General features: G+C 62.2%; 17 protein-coding genes. 6 read left to right on the forward strand and 11 right to left on the reverse strand.

Going from position 1 to position 16,382, the window contains the following annotated elements; genetic code table 11:
* Window positions 1-5: 5 nt before the first annotated feature.
* From NW852_RS10085 to NW852_RS10135, 11 genes are all read right to left on the reverse strand, one after another.
* Window positions 6-725 (reverse strand): Stp1/IreP family PP2C-type Ser/Thr phosphatase, encoded by a 720-nt coding sequence (locus tag NW852_RS10085; protein WP_414370259.1) that lies wholly within the window; start codon window positions 723-725, stop codon window positions 6-8.
* Window positions 725-2,461 (reverse strand): ABC1 kinase family protein, encoded by a 1,737-nt coding sequence (locus NW852_RS10090; RefSeq protein ID WP_414364549.1) that lies wholly within the window; start codon window positions 2,459-2,461, stop codon window positions 725-727. Before NW852_RS10090 ends, NW852_RS10085 begins: the two co-directional genes overlap by 1 nt.
* On the reverse strand, window positions 2,458-2,769 hold the full coding sequence (locus NW852_RS10095) for a DUF6825 family protein (protein ID WP_414364546.1): 312 nt from the start codon (window positions 2,767-2,769) through the stop codon (window positions 2,458-2,460). Before NW852_RS10095 ends, NW852_RS10090 begins: the two co-directional genes overlap by 4 nt.
* 147 nt (window positions 2,770-2,916) lie before the next feature.
* Entirely contained in the window at window positions 2,917-3,642 is a 726-nt protein-coding gene (locus NW852_RS10100; RefSeq protein ID WP_414364544.1) for a phycobilisome rod-core linker polypeptide, read from the reverse strand.
* A gap of 44 nt (window positions 3,643-3,686) precedes the next feature.
* A complete protein-coding gene (locus NW852_RS10105) occupies window positions 3,687-4,328 on the reverse strand; it encodes a HEAT repeat domain-containing protein (protein WP_414364541.1) in 642 nt (213 codons plus the stop codon).
* An 84-nt stretch (window positions 4,329-4,412) separates the two neighbouring features.
* Window positions 4,413-5,183 carry a HEAT repeat domain-containing protein gene (locus NW852_RS10110; protein ID WP_414426702.1) on the reverse strand — a complete coding sequence of 257 codons (771 nt, stop codon included), beginning with the start codon at window positions 5,181-5,183 and terminating at the stop codon, window positions 4,413-4,415.
* Window positions 5,184-5,255: 72 nt separating this feature from the next.
* Entirely contained in the window at window positions 5,256-5,516 is a 261-nt protein-coding gene (locus NW852_RS10115) for a phycobilisome linker polypeptide (protein WP_414364538.1), read from the reverse strand.
* Window positions 5,517-5,804: 288 nt separating this feature from the next.
* Window positions 5,805-6,293, reverse strand: a complete 489-nt coding sequence (locus tag NW852_RS10120) for a phycocyanin subunit alpha (RefSeq protein ID WP_011429135.1) — start codon at window positions 6,291-6,293, stop codon at window positions 5,805-5,807.
* Window positions 6,294-6,457: 164 nt separating this feature from the next.
* Window positions 6,458-6,976, reverse strand: a complete 519-nt coding sequence (locus NW852_RS10125) for a phycocyanin subunit beta (RefSeq protein ID WP_414364537.1) — start codon at window positions 6,974-6,976, stop codon at window positions 6,458-6,460.
* A gap of 400 nt (window positions 6,977-7,376) precedes the next feature.
* Window positions 7,377-8,192: a tryptophan synthase subunit alpha gene (trpA, locus tag NW852_RS10130; protein ID WP_414364536.1), complete on the reverse strand. Its 816-nt coding sequence runs from the start codon at window positions 8,190-8,192 to the stop codon at window positions 7,377-7,379.
* Window positions 8,193-8,261: 69 nt separating this feature from the next.
* A complete protein-coding gene (locus NW852_RS10135) occupies window positions 8,262-9,677 on the reverse strand; it encodes an ABC transporter substrate-binding protein (protein ID WP_414370264.1) in 1,416 nt (471 codons plus the stop codon).
* A 356-nt stretch (window positions 9,678-10,033) separates the two neighbouring features.
* Here NW852_RS10135 and NW852_RS10140 point away from each other — a divergent pair, with 356 nt between their 5' ends.
* The 6 genes from NW852_RS10140 (at window position 10,034) to NW852_RS10165 (ending at window position 16,353) form a co-directional block, all read left to right on the forward strand.
* The gene (locus tag NW852_RS10140) at window positions 10,034-10,846 is read left to right on the forward strand and encodes a class I SAM-dependent methyltransferase (protein ID WP_414426703.1); all 813 of its coding nucleotides are present in this window, start codon (window positions 10,034-10,036) and stop codon (window positions 10,844-10,846) included.
* Window positions 10,847-11,107: 261 nt separating this feature from the next.
* The gene (locus NW852_RS10145; protein WP_414364531.1) at window positions 11,108-12,472 is read left to right on the forward strand and encodes a histidine phosphatase family protein; all 1,365 of its coding nucleotides are present in this window, start codon (window positions 11,108-11,110) and stop codon (window positions 12,470-12,472) included.
* Window positions 12,473-12,483: 11 nt separating this feature from the next.
* Window positions 12,484-13,812, forward strand: a complete 1,329-nt coding sequence (locus NW852_RS10150) for a dihydroorotase (RefSeq protein ID WP_414364530.1) — start codon at window positions 12,484-12,486, stop codon at window positions 13,810-13,812.
* Window positions 13,813-13,873: 61 nt separating this feature from the next.
* Complete coding sequence (locus NW852_RS10155; protein ID WP_414364529.1) at window positions 13,874-14,974, forward strand: L-threonylcarbamoyladenylate synthase; 1,101 nt, start codon at window positions 13,874-13,876, stop codon at window positions 14,972-14,974.
* Entirely contained in the window at window positions 14,944-15,474 is a 531-nt protein-coding gene (gene purE / locus NW852_RS10160) for a 5-(carboxyamino)imidazole ribonucleotide mutase (protein ID WP_414364528.1), read from the forward strand. The genes NW852_RS10155 and purE overlap by 31 nt, the downstream gene beginning before the upstream one ends.
* 39 nt (window positions 15,475-15,513) lie before the next feature.
* Window positions 15,514-16,353 (forward strand): hypothetical protein, encoded by an 840-nt coding sequence (locus NW852_RS10165; RefSeq protein WP_414370266.1) that lies wholly within the window; start codon window positions 15,514-15,516, stop codon window positions 16,351-16,353.
* Window positions 16,354-16,382: the final 29 nt, after the last annotated feature.

Consider the following 16,382-nt stretch of genomic DNA (forward strand, 5'->3'; position numbering starts at 1 on the left):
CACAACTAAGCGTATTCAGCGATCACCACCGTGATGTTGTCTCGCCCGCCCCGCTCTTTGGCCGCCTCGATTAACTTGCGGGGGAGCTGCTCCAAGTCCTCTACCTGCAGGCAATACTCGGCGATAGCCTCGTCATCCAGCTCTTCGGTGAGCCCGTCACTACACAACAGCAGGCGATCCCCCGGACAAACTGTAATCGGCTGCACGGCAGGCGGCCCCGCATCGGGCCGGCCCAGGCAGCGCTCGAGAATATGTCGCCAGGGGTGGACGCGGGCTTGCTCTTGCGTCAACTCCCCTTGGCGAACCGAGCGAGCCACCAAGGTGTGATCCTCCGTCATCTGTTGCATCTGGGATCCGCGCAGGCGGTAGAGGCGGGAGTCGCCAATGTGAGCACTCCAGCAGTTGTTGTGGGGATCCACCATAGCCACCACCACGGTGGTGCCCATGTCTGCCCGCTCTGGGTTTTCCCGCTGGTCTTTCAGAATGGCCTCGTTGGCTGCTTCTACCGCTTCGCTGAGCAACTTGGGTGCCGGCACGTTTTTCCAGCCTCGATCCAGATAGGCCCGGATGGTCTCGACGGCCAACAAGCTAGCCGTTGCCCCAGCAGCGTGCCCTCCCATGCCATCAGCAACGATGAAGTAACGTCCTTCTGGATCACAGTAGTAGGCATCCTGATTGCTGCTGCGGACCTTGCCTGGATCCGTAGCGCAGGCATATCGTCGCATCACATCAGTCGCTCTGATCCATTTGCCTTTAAGAGTACCCTGACCAGCGCCAAGGCGGCGAGAACGGCCAAAGCCAGGGTGACAATCGCTAAAGTAGCATGCCCGGCCAAAAATAGCTGGGTTGCGCTGAGAAAAAAGGTTGCAAACAACACTGCGTAAATGGTGCCCAGGCCGGTGTTGTTCAGCCGGCGCATCAGGCGCTCTGCCTCGCTCGAGCGAACCCGCAGGCGCAGTTCCCCCTGTTCCAACTTGCGCAAGGTCGATTCAAGACGGCGGGGCAAGCTGAGGCTGCTACTGGTGAACTCTGCCGCCTGGCGGCTGACCTGGGCTAGCAGAGTCTCCGTCTCCGGTCTGCTGCCGTTCATCAGCTCCTCCGCGAAAGGCTTGGCCACTTCCAGAAAATTGAACTCCGGATCCAACCCTTTTCCCAGCCCCTCCAACGTGGTCAGGGCCCGCATCACGAAGGTAAAGGTGGCGGGAAAGCGAAATGGCTGATCGTAGGCCAGCTCGTAGAGGTCTTCGCTGATGGCCGCCACGGAGATTTCTCCTGGGTTGCTGGAAAAGGGTTTATCCATAAAGTGATCCAGCATGTACTGCACCGAGCGACGCACCGGCGCCAGATCGGCGGTGGGCACCAGCACCCCCAGCTCCACCAGCGAGGCCACCACCAGGTCGGCATTTTTGGCCACCACAGCCGCCAGCATGGCCATCAGCTTTTCCTTGATGCCGGGGCGAATGCGCCCCATCATGCCGAAGTCGTAGAAGATCAGCGTGCCATCCGGCTTGACGGCAATGTTGCCAGGGTGGGGATCGGCGTGAAAAAAGCCGTCCTTGAGCAGTTGCCGCAAATAGGCCTCTGCCCCCAAGCGGGCCAAAATCTTGCGATCCAGCCCCGCCGCACTCAGGGCTTCGTAGTCGCTGATCTTGATCCCCGGCAGGTATTCCAGCGTCAGCAGGCGGGGGGAAGTGTAGCGCCAGTACACTTTGGGGACGGCAATTTGCGGCATATCCCGAAAGTTGCGGCGAAAGGTGTCGGCGTTGCGGCCCTCGTTGAGGTAGTCCACTTCCTCCCAGAGGGTGCGGCGGCACTCTTCGTAGATGCCGATCCAGTCTCGGCCCGGCCCGCCCCACCGGGTGCGGTACTGAAAAAACTCGGCGATCCCGCGGCAGATCTCCAGATCAATCGTGAACAGGCGGGTCAGGCCCGGACGCTGCACCTTGACAACGACTTCTTCGCCAGTCTTGAGCTTGGCGCGATGTACCTGTCCCAAGCTGGCTGCAGCCAAAGGGGTGGGATCGAAATAGCTGTAGATCTGCTCAATCGGCTTGCCCAACTCTTGCTGCACGATGGCCGCCACCTGTTCGTAGCCAAAGGCGGGCACCCGATCCTGCAGCTTGGACAGCTCCTCGACATACTCGGCGGGGAAGAGATCGGCGCGGGTGGAGAAAAACTGCCCCACCTTAATAAAGGTAGGGCCCAGGTGGAGCAGCGTCTCACGGATCCAGATGGCTCTGGCGCGGCGGCGTTTGGCCTTGCGCTCTGGTGTGGCCTGCCCCCCGTAGCTCCACGCCTGCTGATCCAGCCAGAGGTAGAACAGCCAGGTGAGCACAAATCGCCAAATATCCAGAAGGCGGCCCCAGCGGGTGTAGTTTTCCCGGGCCCAACGGTAGGCGGTATAGGGCTTGACGGGTTCGGATCCCAAAAAGGTTCGGGATCGGAGTGTGCTGGCGTTCAAGCGTTTCGACTCCGATACTTCTGCAATTCGGAGCGCAACTGCGCCACCTCTGCCCGTAGGTCGTCCAAGGTTGCCTGCAGATCCTCTGTCTTGAAGGGCGGCGGCACTATTGCTTGGGTAGCTAGCGATGCTTCCGCCTCAGCCCGGGCCATGACATCCTGAGCAAAAGTCTGCCAGCCCTCTTGGAGCTCCGCCCACACCTTGCCCACTTCCCCAGCAATGTCGGCGAAGGTGCTCTCCAAGCGCTCTCGCAGCACGTCGGCCACCGCCTTGCCGACGAAAAAAGCCCGTACAACTGGATTCTTCATGCAACCCAAGTGTTAAGAAGCATCACCCAAATTATAACGAATCCTACTCCAACCAGGCCGAAAAGCCGATCCACCCCAGCGGTGTCGGATGATCGGCTTGACCGGCTTGGCAAATGGAGGAAGATGCGGCGGGTGGGCTGCCCAACCTCAGCGGCGGTTGGTGGTCATGTCAGGGATCTTCAGATCGAAGACACTGATGTTTTGCCGCGCTGCCGGCTTGGGATTGAGCATGCGGGCCATGTTGAGGAAGTTTTCCGGATCCCCCGGCTTGGGAGGACGAGTAATTCGATAGGTGCGCACCACTTCCCGCGTCGAGCGCTTCACGCCGGAAACATCCCGCCACCGCGCTCCGTAGCGGGGGGTCACCAGGTTGGCCGGCTTCTCTGAGAGGCGACGGCGCTGGTAGGGCACCACATCGTCCCCAAAGGCGGCGTTGTACTCCTCACTATCGATGACAGCATCAATAAAGCCGTCCAGCCCGCGGGTGGCAAGGATGATGGAGTATTTGATGCGCTCCTGCTGGCTGTAGGTGGGCCGGCCCAGGAAGCGCTGGAAGGTGACCTCGACGAAGCGGTAGTTGTCGTTAGGAACCATGACCAGATCCCGGTACACCTCCGATTTGCCCAGGCCACGGATAAACTCTTTCACCGAGATTGCCCCGTTGCGCAACTGGGACTCCAGAGCTTTTTGCCGGTAGCTCTCCAGCATCAGGTGTTCGCTGAAGATCTGCCGGTAGGCGGCGCGGATGACATTCTCGATGCCCGTCGGGTCGTCGGGGCGATAGACGGGCGGGGTTTCGTCGCTGGGTACAAAGTAGCGGTTCACCCGCACGTTTTGCGTGGTGGGGCGATCGGCAAGCAAGGGAAGAGACATAGGCTGTGCTCCTACAAGAAACAAAACAACTAAAGAAGAAGAGGCTACCGCTCAGCAGCCAGCTCCTGCTGGCTGAGGCGAGCGCGGAGGGGAATCAAGGGATCCGCATCCTGCAAAGCCATCTGGAGAGCCGCTGCGGCTGCGGGGCGCAGGGACGCTTCCCCCAGCCGAGCCAAGTCCGTCAGGGATCCGACGGCAGCATAGCGGACGCCCCAGTCAGCGTCGCCCAAGCACTGACGCAACAGGTGCAAAGCTTGCTCTTGGTCGGAGAGAGGCCTCCGTGCAGCTACCCGCCCCAGCCCACGGGTTGCCGCCCGCCGCACGCTGGGGGCGAAGTCCGCCACAATGGCTTCCGCCAAAAAGGGGTAGGCATCCCCGTGGCCGATACGGGCCAATGCCCGCACCGAATAGGCGCGTGCCCCATAGTCGAAGCCATCGATGTTGGCCAGCAAAGGCTGTACCGCTGCCTCCCCGAAGCGCAGCACCTCTTCCAGGGCGGCTTCTCCCACGGCAGGGCGGTTGAAGCCAAAGGCGCGAATGAGCAGGGGGATCCCTTCCACGTGGCCCAAGGATCCCAGCGCTCTCACCACCCGCAACAGCTCTTCGGCTGAGGTGGCCTGTTCCAGTTCAGCAGCCAGTTGAGCCACAGCAGTAGGAAGCACTTGCGCAGCCGAGGAAGAGGACATAGACAACCCACAGGCCGAAGGTAAGGTAAAGAACAAAACATTCGAGTGAGCCAACACGGGGGAGGGCCCAAAGCCCTTCCACGTCTAGAACAGCCTGTCCAGCTGCGGGATGATCGCCGCTGCCACCCGATCCGGCGGCACCCGCCCCAACTGTAGCGCCACGTCGAACAGGCGCTTCAGAGCGTTGATGCGCAGGTTAAGGGCCACATCGGCTGTCGCCAACAGCGACGCTCCTGCCACCCAGCCGGATTCTGCCAGATCGAAAAGGGCCGCTTGGCGCAGGCTGAAATTGGGGTGGGCCAGCAGCGCCACCAGAACTTGGATCAGCTCCTCGGCTTGCGTAAAGCGATAGAGCACCCAGGCAGCTGCCGAACGCACCCGCTCCGAAGGGTGGCTCAAAAAAGGCCGGATCGCCGCCTCGGCCTCGGTGGCGCCGAGCTGGCCCAGCGCCTCGATGAAGGCTTCCCAGGGCTGCTCCTGCTCCCGCGACTGCAGCAAGGCCAGCAAGGGATCCACCGCTCGCCTGTCCCCTAACTGGGCCAGGGCGTAGGCAGCCTCTTCCCGCACGTGCAGATCGGTACAGGCAAGTGCCTCGATCAGGCCGGGCACGGCCCGCACGTCGCCAATTTGCCCGAGGGCTTTGGCGGCATTGCGCCGTAGCGGGTAGCCCCCCAAAGCGGTGCGATCCCGCTCATCTCGCAACGCCAGCAGCAGCGGCTCCACGCCCCGCGGATCCCGAACCGTGCCCAAGTACCAAGCGGCATAATACCGATCTTGGGGATCATCCCCCTGCAGCCGCGCTATTGCCTGCTCCCAGGTGAGCGGCTGGGGCAGCACCGCTGTGTTGGATGTCATGGGAAGCCTTGCAGAGCCGTCCATGGAATCGAGGCCACCTTGCCAATGACTGCGGTTGAGCAGGGGGATCCCTTACTCAGCAGCGCCGTTGCTCTGGGCAGGGGCCACCGATAGAGCAGTGACCTGCACAATTTTGCCGCCCATCCGCAGAATGCGCTGCATCTCGGCAGACAGCCGGCTGTAAGGAACTGTGGTGCTCATGGTGCTGCGACGCACCTTAGCAGAGGTGGCCAGAGCATCGGGCGGGTTAAGCAGGCCAGTGTACTCAACCTTGTAAACCCGGCTACCGGCTTCCGTCAAAGTTTCAGGGCCGCTGGTGCTTTGACCAAACATCGCTTTCCCCCGAGTCGAGTTCAACTTTGTGCAGCACCTGGGCACAAAAACCCCCTCAACACCAGAGGGGCCCCAAAAGCCACCTCCAGAGGCGGAGCTGTACCCAGGCACAAGCGCTTGGGAAGCAGGCAGGCAACCTAGCCGGCTCGAGAAGAGCCGCGGTGCCGAAAACCTGGAAACGACCGGCTCAGCTTTACTTGGGCTGCTGCCTGCTCTATAGGGGCACTTAATTGAAAGACGAAGAAAGAGATCGCTCCCCCAAAAACGGGATCTCTACTCTGGCATCCCTTAGCTAAGGGCGTTGATGGCGTAATCAAAGTAAATGGCTGCCTCGTTGGCTGCTTGGCCCTTCAGCATGCCCAGTGCACGGCTCTTCATGTGTTGCAGAGCCACAATGTACCAGCTCGGGGAGAGGTTAAAGGAGCGGTTCACCTCCCGCAGGCCAGCCACCAAGTATTCATCGAGGGGGCCCGTGCCGCCTGCAACCAGCGAGTAGGTGATAAAGCGCAGATAGTAGCCAATGTCGCGGGCACACTTGGCCTGAAACACATCGCCATGGCCCATCTCGCCCGGCTGGGTCAGGTAGGGGAAGCGCTTGAATACTTCCTGCACCGCTTCGCGCACCAGCGTTTGTTGGTTTTGGGTCAGGACACGGGCCGCTTCTAGAGAGGCAGCAGCGCGCTGGTAACGACCATTAACGGCCTGCAGCTCGCTGGCATTGAGAAAACGCCCTTGATTGTCAGCAGCGGCAATCGCTTCGGTAATGACAGTTTTCACCTTGCAACTCCTAAATGCGTTGACTGTTAGCAAAAGTCTTAGTTGAGCAGCCGGCACCCCTTTAAGTGGGGGATGCCTTTCTGCCTATCGGAAAAAGGGATCTAGACGATCTCAGGGAGCTTTAAAGAGAGACGACCGCCTTCAACCCTCAACTTACCCTCAACTTAAACAATGGCGGCAGCCGCCTTGTCGAAGTAGCTGGCCACCTCGCTTTGCAGCGCCGAGCAGTCGCCAGGGGTGATGCCGTTCGGATCCATGATCTTGGCCAGGGCTTCCTTCTTCATGGCCGCAATGGCGTTGGCCATGGAGCTGGTGGGCACCCCCAGCGCAATGTAGGTCTCCCGCAGGCCGTTGAGGCAGCGATCTTCCAGCACCGAGCTGTCCCCCGCCAGGGTGGCGTAGGTGATGTAGCGCAAGATGATCTCCATGTCGCGCAGGCAGGCAGCCATGCGACGGTTGGTGTAGGCATTGCCGCCAGGGGCGATCAGATCCGGCTCCTGGGCAAACAGGGAACGAGCCGCATTGGTCACGATTTGGGCGGCGTTGCTGGTCATGCGGTTGACCGCATCCAGGCGCTTGTTGCCCTCTGCCACCAAAGCCGCCAAACGGTCAAACTCTTGATCACTTAAAAAAGCACCGCGTGCATCTGCCTGAGCGATCACCCGGGTAAAGGCGTCTTGCATGATGGATCTCCTTCTGGTCTTTCCAAAAAGCGATGAGCGACTGGCTGAACCTCTCAAAAGCCGAATCCCAAGCTCTCTTGTGGGATCCCGTTTCCCCAAAAACCGGGGATCCTGTGGAGCAGATTACCCCCACCGAAGCCCCAGATTTTGAGACAAGTCAAGAACCTCTGCGACTTTCAGACAGCCGAGCATCCAGGTCAATTTTATAGCGTGGGAGGGATGAGTGTTTTGTGAAGATTTACAAATAAACAGGCACCAGAGTGTCTGCTTGGCCGCCAATCCTCTGGCTCTGTTGGGTCAGCAGGCCGGAAACCGGTCGGCGAGGGTAGTAACAAAATGTAAACATTCGTTTTACTTGTTTTGAGATAAAGGCAAGCCTCTTGCCCACACACTGAAGCAGTCAATGTTCGGGGGTACCTATTCCTTGCAGAGCAGCTTTTAGATCCCGGCAGAAGTGGGCGATTTGTTGCAGCCCCTGGGCGGGAGTGGGGGCTTTGGCCAGCCGTTGCACGAAGGCACTGCCCACGATAGCGGCATCGGCTCCCCAGAGAGCAATCTGGCGGGCTTGGTCGGGGGTGGAGATGCCAAAGCCCACCCCAATCGGCAGAGAGGTGTATTGGCGCAACTGCTGCAGCAAGGCCGGGATCCGCTGCTCCAGGGTGGCCCGTTCGCCGGTGACGCCGGTGGTGCTGACCAAGTAGATAAAGCCGCTCGACTGTTGGGCAATACGGCGCATCCGCTCCGGGGGACTGGTAGGGGCCACCAGTAGGATCAGGTCGATCCCCTCTGCCTGCGCTGCTTCCCGCAGGGATCCGGCCTCTTCCAGGGGCAGGTCGGGGACGACTAAGCCAGCACAGCCGGCCCGGCGCAGTTGCTGCACAAAGGTGGGGAGGCCGAGCTGGTGGATGGGGTTGTAGTAGGTGAAGAGGATGAGAGGGGCCCGCAGCGAGAGGCACCTCAAGCCCTGCAAGATGGCACCCAAGGTAACACCCCGCTTGAGGGCGCGGGTAGCTGCTGCTTGGATCACGGGTCCATCGGCCAGGGGATCCGAGTAGGGCACCCCCAACTCGATGAGATCGGCGCCGTGTTGATCCAAAACTTGCAGGGCCTCAAAGGTGGTTTCCAGGTCGGGATCCCCGGCGGTGAGGTAGGGGATGAGGGCGGCTTCGCCGCGGCTGCGCAGCGCCTGAAAACACGCGGTGATCCGGCTGGGCATGGGATCCATCCGAGCTGAGGAGATGAAGAGAGTTGAGAGCATCCCCTACTGTAGCGCTTGCCGGGATCCCTAGGGGAGAGGCACAAAGTCGTAGCCCGTGCCGGAGCGGTTGCCCCGTTCAATGCGCACCAGCACGTTGGGGGCATCGCGGTCGCCGGAGGGCAAAAAGCGCACCTCCCCGGAAGCGCCGTCTGGCAAGCGGAAGTTGGAGTCGCCGAGGGCAGTGAGAATGCCGCTGCGGCTGGGGGATCCCTGCCGAATAGCCTGGAGAAAAACACGGGTGGCGTCGTAGGCCAGGGCGGTGCGCCAACTCACCTGCCCTCCCCACATCTGGGCTGCCTTCTGGGCAAAGCCGCGGCTGCGGAGAAGATCGGGATGCCAGGGCACCGCCACCACCATGCCCTCCACCGCTGCTCCCCCTTCCTTGAGGGTGGTGAGGCTGAAGAGCACATCCCCCCCCACCAGGGCAAGGGGTTGGCCGAGGAGGGCGTTCTGGCGGGCAACGGCCAGCGCTTGTTCGGCTACGGAAGCCGTGGGTGCCAAGAAAGCCACCTGGGATCCCTGCTCCAGTGCTCTCCGGAGGCTGGCCTGGGGGTTGAAATCGGCGGCTGTTAGGTCAAAGGTGGCCAGCACAATCCCCCCTTCGCTGGTCAGGGTGGAGGCAAAGGCGTCGCGCAGGCTGGTGCTATAGGCGCTGTTGGGGTTGTAGAAGATGGCCACCCTCTGCAGGCGCAGCTTGTTAAGGACATAGCGGGCCAGTTGCGTGCCAGCAATCTGGTCGGAGGGGACGGTGCGAAAGATGGCGTTCCCCAGCAGGCTGATGCGGGTGCTGGTGGAGGTGGAGGAGATCATGGCCAGGCCGGCAGACTGATAGATCTCAGCCGCCGCCAGGGTGGCATCGCTGGCGTTGTGGCCGATCACCCCCAAAATCTCAGGCTGGCCCACCAGCGCTTTGGCCACTGCCGCCGCTCGCTCCGGGTTATCCCCGTCGTCGGCAATCACCACTTGCAGCAGCCGCCCCTCAAGGCCCCCCTGTTGGAAAAGCTCCTCTTGGGCCTGGGCCACGCCCCGCAGCGTCTCTTTGGCGCGGTTGGGGTTGCTGGAGATGGGCACCACCACGGCTAAGCTCAAGGGGTTGCCCTGTTGCCGGGCGCGGGCGTTGTTCAAAAAAATGCGCGCTTCCGGGTCGTTGCGGTTGTTCTGCAGCCCCATCTCCAAGAGCGGGATCGCCGCCCCAAAATTGCCCTGGCGGATGAGCTCTGCGGCAGCCACGGCGGCGGGGCTGCTATCGGCAAAGAGGGTGCGCTCGCCGCTGGTTAAGAGCAGATCCTGGGCCCTACTGCCCAACCCTGGCAGCGACACTCGCGGCAGCGAGATCCCTGGCGGCCAGCGAAGGTAGCCCGCCCGCCAAGCGCGATGACCGCCCCAGAGGAGCAGGAGCCCCAGAGCAATGTAGACGATGGGTGGCGGAGACTTGGCAACCATGGGCCCTAAAGAAGAGAACAACAGCAGAATCCGGGCAGCAGGGGTACTGCTCACACCTTCAGGAAGCTCCTGGAACCCCTCTCTTCAAGGATCTTCAAGAATTTCTTGAAGCATACCCGAAGGATCGGGCCGGTAGGTAGGGCTGTTGCGGTATTGGCGCTCCAGGTGCTCCACAATGGAGACAGGAACAGAGGGAGTTGCCGAGGGCTCTTCTGGGTGTACGCTGGGGCTCAGTCTCCCAGTTGGCCTGCAGAGATGGGGCCCAAACCCCTGCAGCGATCAGCAAAAGGACGATAGCGGCGGCGTCAAGCAATGCGACGATGGCCATCGGGGCAAGACGCTGGCTTTCCCTTCCCATGATAGAGGTTGTCGAAAACCCTTTACCTCAGGATCCGCTCGAACAAGCCCTGTGGGACTGGCACCGGGGCCAGGCCAGGGGCTCCCTGCGCTTGCACGCCTACAGCGCCGAGGGGATCCCGCTGGCAGAGGAGCCCCAGGTGGTCTCGCCGGAGGTGTTCTTCACCCAGGAGCTGCCAGAAGTGGAGGCCCTGGCTTTGGATCTCTGTCGCGGTCGCGTGTTGGACATTGGCGCCGGCACAGGCCGCCACAGCCTGCTGCTGCAGGAGGAGGGGTTGGCTGTGGCCGCCCTGGATCGCTCCCCCGTGGCGCTGCGGATCATGGCCGAACGGGGGGTGCGCTGCCGCATTGCCGCCGACCTGTTCTCCTGGGAGGGGCCGGAGGAGCCCTTCGATACGCTGCTGCTGCTGATGAACGGCGTCGGCCTAGTGGGATCCCTGGCGGGATTGGAGCGTTTTTTAACCTTGGCCCGCCACTGGGTTCAGCCTACCGGCCAGTTGCTTGTGGATTCCACCGATCTAAGCGACCTCAGGGAAGATGGCGGCTCGGCGGATCTGCCGCAGGTAGAAAGTTCAGCCGATTCTGAAGCCGAGGATTGGGAGAAGGGGAAGGACTTGAAAGCGGCGGGCGAGGTAAAAGCCAAGGTGGTGAACTTTGTGGCCGAGTACAACGGGCAGCGCGGGGATCCCTTTCCCTGGCTGTTTGTGGATCCGGAGACCCTGCTGCGCTATGCCCACGCCCACGGCTGGCAGGGACAAATTCTCTACCAAGAGCCGGAGGGAGCCTTTCTGGCACGGCTTGCGCCTCTCTAAGCCCAGCCCCTTAGTGGGAAAGGATCTGCGACAAAAAAGGCGGGAACGCTCTTCCTGGGGGTTGCTGAAAAACTCTTGGGGGGTGTTTTCTTCCACGATCTTGCCGCGGTCAAAATTGAAAACTTGACCGCCCGATCTGTTGAGGCCAGAATCCGGGATCCCAACTCCTAGAAAGAACCCCACTGGCAGGGCAAGCCCAGTCCAACAGCGATACTCTAGGCGATACTCTAGAAGGTGTTCTTGAGTAAGTCCGTGCAAACAATGGCTCAGCCTGCCCTGCGCATCCTGCTCGTGCGCCACGGTGAGAGCACCTTCAACGTCGAAAATCGCATCCAAGGCCGCTCCGATCTCTCTCGCCTCACCCCCAATGGAGAAGCGCAGGCACAGCGGGTAGCTGAGGTTCTGGCCGGGATCCCCTTGGATTACACCTACTGCAGCCCTCTCTCCCGTGCCCTCGACACCGCCCGTATCATTCTCAAGGAGCGAGCGGGGATCCCTTTGTCCATCAGCGAGCACCTGCGGGAGATTGACCTGACGGCCTGGGAGGGCTTGACCTTTGCCGAGGTGAAGGAGAAATACCCAGAAGATTACCACCTATGGCGGCACCGTCCCGACGAGCTAGAGCTGGAGGGGCGCCTTCCGGTGCGGGATCTCTGGCAGCAGGCGCAGGAGTTTTGGCAACTGCTGGCCGAGCAAGTGAAGTCAGCGCCCCCCACCTCCTCTGATCGGGGAACCGATCCAAGGCATCCCCTCAACGTTCTCGTCGTCGGGCACAGCGGCATCAACCGCGCCCTGGTCAGCACCGCCATCGGCCTGGGGCCGGTTCACTACCACCGTCTTGGGCAAGATAACTGCGCCATCAGCGTTCTCAACTTTCCCCAGGGCCTGGGGGCGCCGCCACAACTGGAATCTTTGAATATCACTGCCCATCTGGGTCAGCCTCTGCCCAAACGCAAGCGGGGGATGCGCATCCTGCTGGTGCGGCACGGCGAGACGCAATGGAACCGGGAGCAGCGCTTTCAGGGGCAGCGGGATATTCCCCTCAACGCCACTGGCGAGGAGCAGGCAGCTAGGGTGGCGGAGTTTCTGGCCGATCAGCCGCTGAACCTGGCTTTTTCCAGCCCGCTGAAGCGCCCCTGGGCCACGGCGGACGCCATCTGCAGCAACCACCCCAACCTGATCCTGCGCCCGATGCCGGAGCTGCAGGAGATCTGCCACGGCGATTGGGAGGGCAAGCTCCAGAGCGAGGTGGAAGCCGAATACCCAGGCGAGCTGGAGCGCTGGCAGCGGGATCCGGCCACGGTGCAAATGCCCAACGGGGAAAACCTGTACCAAGTGTGGGATCGCACGCGCTCGGCATGGGAAGAGATTTTGGCCATCACCGCCGCCCAATTTCCCGAAGGCACGGCCGTGGTGGTGGCCCACGACGCCATCAACAAGGCGATCATCTGCCAGTTGTTCGACCTTTCCCCCCACGCCTTTTGGATCTTCAAGCAGGGCAATGGGGGCATTACCGTTATCGACTACCCCGACGGCAAGGACGGCGCTCCTGTTCTCAAAGTGTTGAACCTCACCACTCACCTGTCCGGCCAGATTTTCGACTGCACCACAGCGGGTGCACTTTAGCGAGGTGGAAGATGGGATCCACCTTCCCTGCCGACCTGAGCCTGCTCAATCTCTGCCTCCGTGGGGTGCGCCTGTTGGATCCCTGGCAACAGCGGGATGAGGTGACCGACGTGTGGCTACAGCAGGGCCGCCTCCGGGCTACTCAGCCAACGGGGATCCCTGCCGACATCCCCCGCCTGGATGCTACTGGCTGGGTGCTGGGGCCAGGTTTGATAGATCTGTACGCCCACAGTGGCGAGATCACTAACGAAGAGCTCTCCCCCGGCCGCGAGACCCTCACTTCTCTAGGGGCGGCAGCTCTGGCAGGGGGGTTTACCCAAGTGGGTCTTCTCCCTGCCCCCCTGCCGGGAACGGCGACTTTCCCGGTGCTGAACCAGCCGGAGCAGGTGGGCCGCTACCGCCGCCGACCTGGGGATTCCCGCTGGCTGCCCTGGGCTGCTTTGAGTTTGGAGGACAAGGGAGAGACCGCCAACCCCTGGGGAGAGCTGGCCCAGGCAGGAGCCATTGGCTTTGCCACTTCCTTTAGCAGCACATCATCCGCAGGTTCCCCGGTCTTGTTGCGCCGGGCCCTGGAGTATTTGCGGCCTTGGAATAAACCACTGCTGGTTTGGGCCTGGGATCCCACCCTGGCGGGCTCGGGCAGCCTCTACGAGGGGGTGTGGGCCCTGCGCCTAGGGCTGAAGGGGATCCCAACTAGTGCCGAAACTGCCGCCTTGGCCCGCCTCCTAGAAGTGATGCGCAGCGTTGCCTCGCCGGCGCCGGTGCATGTGATGCGCCTTAGCCAAGCCCGCAGTCTAGAGCTTGTCCAGCGGGCCCAGGCAGAGGGGCTGCCAGTTACCGCCAGCACCACCTGGATGCACCTGCTCTTGGCGGAGGAAGCCGTCTTGGAGCACGGCTACGATCCCAACCTGCGCCTGCTGCCTCCTCTGCCACACGTCGCCGACCGGGAGGCCCTTATTGCCGGGATCCGCAGCGGCAGCCTGGGCATCGCCACGGATCATGCTCCCTACACCTACGAGGAGAAAACCCTGCCCTTTGCCGAGGCTCCTCCTGGGGCCATAGGCCTGGAGTTGGCCTTGCCGCTGCTGTGGCAGAACCTGGTGGAGACGGGATTGCTAACAGCGCTACAGCTCTGGTCGGCCCTCAGCCTCTACCCGGCCCGCTGCCTGGGGTTGGAGCCGCCCTGTCTGGATCCCGGCAGTGACTGGGTGCTCTTTGATCCAGCCCATACCTGGACAGTTTCAGCAGCTACCCTCCGCTCTCACTCCCAAGCTACTTCCTGGCTGGGCAAGACCCTGCGCGGCAAGGTGTTGCACACCCACGTTGAAGAAGGAAGCTAGCCCTGAGGCCGAGACCGGCAAAACCCGTTCTCGTTGCCCGCAGGGCCTTGAATCCCCTCCCATGCAAACCCAGATCCTCCCCCCCACCCCTGAGCACCTTGCCCTGGCGGCTGAAGCGCTGCGGCAGGGCCAGTTGGTGGCCATGCCTACAGAAACGGTCTACGGCCTGGCAGGCCACGGCCTCAACGAGCAGGCGGTGGCCAAGATCTTTGCCGTCAAGGAGCGCCCCCGCTTCGATCCCCTGATCCTGCATCTGCCGGCTGGGTTGGATCTGGAGGCACTGCAGGGCTGGCTGGTAGATCTGGCGGCTTTTACTCCCGCCGCTCGCGCTCGCCTGGGATCCCTCGTCAACACCTTCTGGCCGGGGCCGCTGACCTTGGTGCTACCTAAGGGATCGCAGGTGCCGGATCTGGTCACCAGCGGTTTGCCCACCGTAGCCCTGCGGGTGCCGGCCCACCCCGTAGCCCAGGCTTTGCTGCAGGCAGTTCAGGTGCCCTTGGCTGCCCCCAGCGCCAACCGCTTTGGCCGCCTCAGCCCCACCTCGGCCCAGGCTGTCTACGCCGAGTTGGCGGGGCGGATCCCTTACATCTTGGACGGGGGGGAGTGTGCCGTAGGCGTGGAATCGACAGTCCTCAAGCTCAGCCCAGACGGCACTCCCACCTTGTTGCGCCCCGGCGGGATCCCACAGGAAGTTTTGGCATCCCACCTCAATTTGCCCCTCAGCTCTCCCCCTGCCCCAGACCGCAAGGAGAGGCCAGAGGCTCCCGGCCAACTGAGCAGCCACTACGCCCCCGGTAAGCCCCTCTGGCTTTTGCCCACTGCCTTTACCCAGCTTCAGCCCGAGGACTGGCAACAGTTGCAGCGCTTGGCCACCGGCCACTCGCACCTAGGCATTCTCAGTTTCGCCGCCAAACCAGAACCGCTGGCAGAAAGCCTCTCCCACCACTGGCCTGAGGTCACCTTTACCCTAGAATGTCTGGGCCCGGATCCCAACTTGGCGGCCCGCGCCCTCTTTGCCAGCCTGCGCCGCCTGGATGAGGGAGCGGCCACTCTGCTGTTGGCCGAACCGCCACCGGTCGTCACCGGCCTAGGTTATGCGATCATGGATCGACTACGACGGGCCAGCCGCTCATGGAAGTCTCCCCTCTCGTCGCTATCGTAATGGGCAGCGATTCGGATCTGCCCACCCTGGCACCCGCTGCCCAGGTGTGTGAGGAGTTCGGGATCCCCTACCAACTGCAGATCCTCAGCGCCCACCGCACCCCTGAGGCGATGGTGGACTTTGCCCGCCGCGCCCATACTCAAGGGATCCGCGTCATCATTGCCGGCGCCGGCGGGGCAGCCCACTTGCCGGGGATGGTGGCGTCTCTAACTCCTCTGCCGGTCATTGGGGTGCCGGTGTTTAGTCAATCCCTACAGGGGCTGGACTCCCTCTACTCGATTGTGCAAATGCCCAAAGGGATCCCAGTAGCCACCGTGGCCATCGGCAATGGCTACAACGCTGGGCTCTTGGCCGTGCAGATCTTGGCCAGCGGCGATCCCGCTCTGCAACAACGGGTGCTGGCCTACCGGGAAAGCCTTAAGCAAGCGGTGCAAGAGAAAAACGCCCAGTTGCAAACTCAAGGGTGGAAAGCCTACCTCGGCTCTGCCGGCAGAGCATGATTAGTAACATAATTAGGAAGCGAACATAGTTAGGAAGCGTTGACCTGTCTTGCCACCTTGGCAGGGGCCAGATGGGACGAAGTCTTGGAGTTACCGACAGTGAAGGATCGGTCAGGTCGCCCCTCTTCCGGCCAGGGATCCTGGCGGGAGTATCTGCAGCGGGTTCAGAAAGGGGCAGTGGAGAGGGGATCCCAGGTGGCCCTGTGGCTACTCTCGGGGCCGCAATGGCGGGTTTTGGCCCTGTCGGGCTTGGCCTTGGCGGGGCTGGCTTTTTGGCACTGGCGGCTAGCTCTCTCTCTAGCTGTGGGCAGTGGGGCAATGCTGGGGCTGTATGCTGCGCGCAGCCCTGAGTTCAGCCGCCGCTGGCAGGAGTTGCAAGCCTGGTTTCGCCAAGCCGATCGCTCCCTGCTGCTTGCTGTTGTCGGGGGGGCAGGTGCCACCCTGGGCACCTACATCGTGGTTTCCATCTGGGCAGAATCCAGCCAGCGCTGGCTGGCCACGGGCGCCATTTTGCAAGGGCTAGCCACCTTTGCCCTGTTGGCGCTGCTGTTTTGGGAGTGGCTCAGCCGCCGCCAGGAGCGGCAGCGTTCCCAACTGGAGCGAGATCTCAGCGACATTGCTTCCCCCGACTCCTACCGACGGCTGCTGGGCGTGCGTCGGCTGCAGAGCTTGATGCCATACCTGGATGCCGAGCAGACGCGGCTAGCGGTGGACTACCTCCGCCTCGCCCTTGACCAAGAAACCGTGGCTGTCGTCCGGGAAGCCCTGCTGGAAGCTCTGCAGGGGTGGGGTATTCTGCGTCGCCTCAACGATTTGGCCGACCTCAAATGCCCCGAAAGCAGCGGGGATCCCTCTTCAGGTCGAAACCGCAGTGTCTAGAGGTCTCCCGCAGGCTGGCAAATCTTCAA

This window comes from Synechococcus sp. H60.1, assembly GCF_047462335.1.
Classification (GTDB): Bacteria; Cyanobacteriota; Cyanobacteriia; order Thermostichales; family Thermostichaceae; genus Thermostichus.